Origin of the sequence: Kitasatospora sp. NPDC059817 (assembly GCF_042731835.1) — a bacterium.
In the GTDB taxonomy this organism is placed as follows: Bacteria; Actinomycetota; Actinomycetes; order Streptomycetales; family Streptomycetaceae; genus Kitasatospora.
Genome location: NZ_JBHWIR010000109.1, coordinates 1 through 3,597, shown reverse-complemented (window position 1 = coordinate 3,597; position 3,597 = coordinate 1). Strand labels below are relative to the sequence as shown.

Genomic DNA, 3,597 nt, shown 5'->3' with positions numbered 1-3,597 from the left:
CTCTGTTGGGGTGGGGGTGGTGGGGGGGGGTTTGGTGCGGGGGTTGTTATTTCCACCGGGGGGGGGCGCCCCCGCTCGGGCCCCCCCCCCGCGACGGAAACCGGTGCACCGAGGACCGGTGCGCCAGCGCTCAGCAGGGCTTGCGCCAGGCGTCCAGGTCGAGCTTCTTCTGCATCGAACTGAAGCCGAGCGACTTGGCCTTGGCACAGAACTGGTCCGTGCCGAGCTTGTATTCGACGTGGAACACCGCTTTGCCCGCCTTGACGAACGGCGCGACCCGGTCGCACTCGTCGAACTGCGAGCACTCCTCGTTGACCGCGAAGTCGAAGTCCGGCAGCAGCGCCGGGATCTGGTCGAGGTCGTTCTTCAGGCCGATGGCCAGGCCGCGTTCGTGGGCGAGCTGGGCCAGCATGCGGTTGTACTTGACCTGGTCGTCAGGGGTGAGCGGGAAACCGCTGTTCTGGTTGTAGGCCTCGATGGTGTCCGGCTCGATGGCGTCGAAGCCCTTGCTCTTGCACATGTCGAAGCGGGCCGCCATCAGCGGCTTGAGCTGGTCGAGCTTGCGGATGTCGAACCACTTCTCGCCCTTCCAGCCGGTGTCGGAGCCCTGCAAGGACTTGGCGAAGGCGGCGGAGTCGGGGCGGAAGTTCTCCCAGGAGCCGGCGTTGATGTAGCAGATCACCTTGCGGCCCTTGGCGTGCAGCGCGGCCACCACCGAGGCGTCGTTCTCGAAGCCGTCGATGTCGTAGACCGGGACGTCCACGGACTGGTCGACGGTGCCGCCGAGCTGCCACTGCCAGGCGAGGCCCGGGGTGGGCTGCCAGCGGGCGCCGGCCGGCGGCGGGGGGGTGGTGCCGCCGGGAGTTCCGCCGGGGGCGCTGGGGGCGCTGGGGGTGCCCGGGGTGGTGGTGGCGCCCGGGGGCGTGGTGGCGCCGGGCGCGGTGGGTGAGCCGGGGGTGCTGGGCGTGCCGGGGGCCGGGGGCGTGGTGGCGGCGTCCGACGGGGTGCCCGGGGCGGTGCTGCCGTCCGGGGTGGTCGGGGCGGTGGCCGCGGGCGGGCTGCTCGGGGAGCCGTCGGCCGAGGAGTTGTCGTCGTCCGAGCCTGAGCTGCTGCACGAGGTCGCCAGCAGGGCGGCGGCGATGGTGATGGCGACCGGCAGGAGCCGGGTACGGCGGTTCACGGTAGTCGAACTCCGGATCAGGTCAGGTCAGTTCAGCAGCGGTCAGGCCGTAGGGCAGGGTGCGCCAGGGGTTCTCCCCGGCGCCCGGTACGGCGCAGCCGACGCCGGCCCGGCGGGCGGCGATCAGCGCGGTGGCGTCCTCGGCGTGTTCGGCGGGGACGTCGTACACCAGGTGGCAGAAGCGGGAGGCCGCGTGGCGGCCGGTCCACAGCGGGAGCGTCATCGCACGGTACGTGTCCCAGTCGCCCTCGAAGGTGACCAGCAGGTCGGCCAGGCCGACTTCGGCGTACCCCGGGTCGGGGTGCTCGCCGTGGCCGAAGACCACGGTGCCGCAGCCGGCCGCGCGCGCGGCCGTGGCCAGCCGCCGGTAGTGCGCGAGGGCGCCCGGGTGGGTGGCCACCTGGTCGAGGTAGACACCGGTGATGTCGTGGCGTTGACGGTAGGTCAGGATGTCGGAGACCACCGCCGCGTGCGGTCGGCGGCCGTAGTCGGTGTCGGTGTAGCCGACCAACGGCACTCCGGCCGCGCGGAGTTGGTCGGCGGCCTCGGCGAAGACGTTGTCCGGGTTCTCGCCCGGCCCGTCGGCGAGGTTGAGCACGACGGCGGCGATCCGGCCCGGGTCGGCGGCGGCGACCGCCTGCCAGGCCGCCGGGTCCACCGCGGGGTGGACGTACAGCGGCACCAGCAGGCGGCCGTCGGGGATGATCCCGCCGGTCATGCGACGACCGGTGGGCAGGCGGGTTCGGCGGTGCTGAGCCACAGGTCGCGCAGGGTGTCGGCGAGGTCCGTCTCCGGGTGCCAGCCGAGCTCCCGGGCGGCGGCCGACACGTCGGCCTGCTGCCAGGAGACCGCGGCCGAGCGCTCGGAGCCCGCCCCGCTCTCGTCGATCCGGCCGGCGAAGCCGGCCGCGGCGACCAGCCCGTCCGCGATCGCCCGGACCTGCCGGGCCTGCCCGGAGGCGAGGTTGAGCACCCGGGGGAGCGGACGGTCCGCGGCGGCGGCCAGGCCGACCGCGCGGGCGATGTCCCGGGCGTCGACGAAGTCGCGGTAGGCGGAGAGGTCGCCGACCGTGATCACGCCGTCGGCGCCCTCGGGCGCCACCCGGAGCAGCTCGGCGGCCAGCCGGCCGGGCAGCGAGCCCGCCGGTGCCCCCGGGCCGACCGGGTTGAACACCCGCAGGACCACGGCGTCCAGTGCCGAGCCGGCCACCGCGAGGGAGCCGGCCAGCTTGGTCGCGCCGTACACGCCGACCGGGCGGGCGTCGGAGTCCTCGGACAGCGAGCTGCCCGCCGGACAGACGCCGTACTCGCCGGCCGAACCGATGTGCACCAGCCGGGTCTTCGGGGCGCCGAGCTGCAGCGCCTCGCAGAGCACGGCCGGGCCGCGCGCGTTCACCTCGGCGAGCTTGACCGCGCTGCCGGCCACCGCGCCGGCGAAGTTGACCACCACGTCGGGTGCCAGCGCGGCCAGTTCCTCGCCGAGCGGGCCGGCCTGGGCGGTGGCCAGGTCCAGCCGGAGGTCGTGGGCGGGCCGCCGGCCCGCGGTCAGCACGGTGGCACCGGGCAGTGACCGCAGGACGGCGGTGGCGTGACGGCCGAGGAAGCCGTCGCCGCCGAGGAGCAGGATTCTCACGCGGCCCGTCCGTCACTCTGGGCGCCCGCGGTGGCGGGAGCCTCGGCCGTGTCGTCCGGGGCGGTGCGGGCGGCCGGGATCGGCAGCTCCGCCACGCCCTGGCCGGCGCCGGCCGACTCGAAGGGCATCAGCACCGGTCGGATGGAGGAGAACTCGGCGTTCGCCCGGTCGTAGTCGTCCGGGCGGCCGATGTCCAGCCAGTAGCCGCCGAAGTCGTACGCGGCGGGCGGGGTCTTGGCGGCGAGCAGGTCCAGCACCAGCTCGTCGAAGCCCAGCGGCAGGCCGGGGGTGTACTTGGCGAGTGCCGAACGGGACACGCCGTACACGCCCATCGAGACGCGGTAGTCGATGCTCGGCTTCTCCTGGAAGCCGGTGATGCTGCCGGACTCGGCGGTCAGCACGCCGAAGTCGATCTTCACCTGGCGGGCGTAGGTGGCGATGGTGAGCGGCGCCCCGGACGCCTCGTGGTGCTTGAGCACCCCGGCGAAGTCCAGGTCGGTGAGGATGTCGCCGTTCATCACCAGGAAGTGCTCCGGCAGGCGGTCCTGCATGGTGAGCAGCGGGCCCATGGTGCCGAGCGGGCTGTCCTCGACGGCGTAGCCGACCCGCAGCCCCCACTGGGAGCCGTTGCCGACGTACGCGCGGATGATGTGGCCGAGGTGGCCGATGGCCAGGGTGACGGTCTTGAAGCCCGCGGCGGCGAGCTGGCGCATCACGATCTCCAGGATCGCGTGCTGGTCGCCGATCGGGACGAGCGGCTTGGGAAGGGCGGTGGTGTACGGGCG

Annotated in this window: 3 protein-coding genes and 1 pseudogene; all 4 read right to left on the bottom strand. The window is 73.9% G+C overall.

Going from position 1 to position 3,597, the window contains the following annotated elements; translation table 11 throughout:
* Positions 1-130: 130 nt before the first annotated feature.
* Complete coding sequence (locus ACFV61_RS22545) at positions 131-1,180, bottom strand: endo alpha-1,4 polygalactosaminidase (protein WP_380493576.1); 1,050 nt, start codon at positions 1,178-1,180, stop codon at positions 131-133.
* A gap of 22 nt (positions 1,181-1,202) precedes the next feature.
* Positions 1,203-1,898: a spherulation-specific family 4 protein gene (locus tag ACFV61_RS22540; RefSeq protein WP_380493574.1), complete on the bottom strand. Its 696-nt coding sequence runs from the start codon at positions 1,896-1,898 to the stop codon at positions 1,203-1,205.
* On the bottom strand, positions 1,895-2,812 hold the full coding sequence (locus tag ACFV61_RS22535) for an NAD(P)-dependent oxidoreductase (RefSeq protein WP_363370633.1): 918 nt from the start codon (positions 2,810-2,812) through the stop codon (positions 1,895-1,897). Before ACFV61_RS22535 ends, ACFV61_RS22540 begins: the two co-directional genes overlap by 4 nt.
* A gap of 125 nt (positions 2,813-2,937) precedes the next feature.
* Positions 2,938-3,597 (bottom strand): annotated as a pseudogene (locus tag ACFV61_RS22530) (NDP-sugar synthase); the annotation flags it as partial.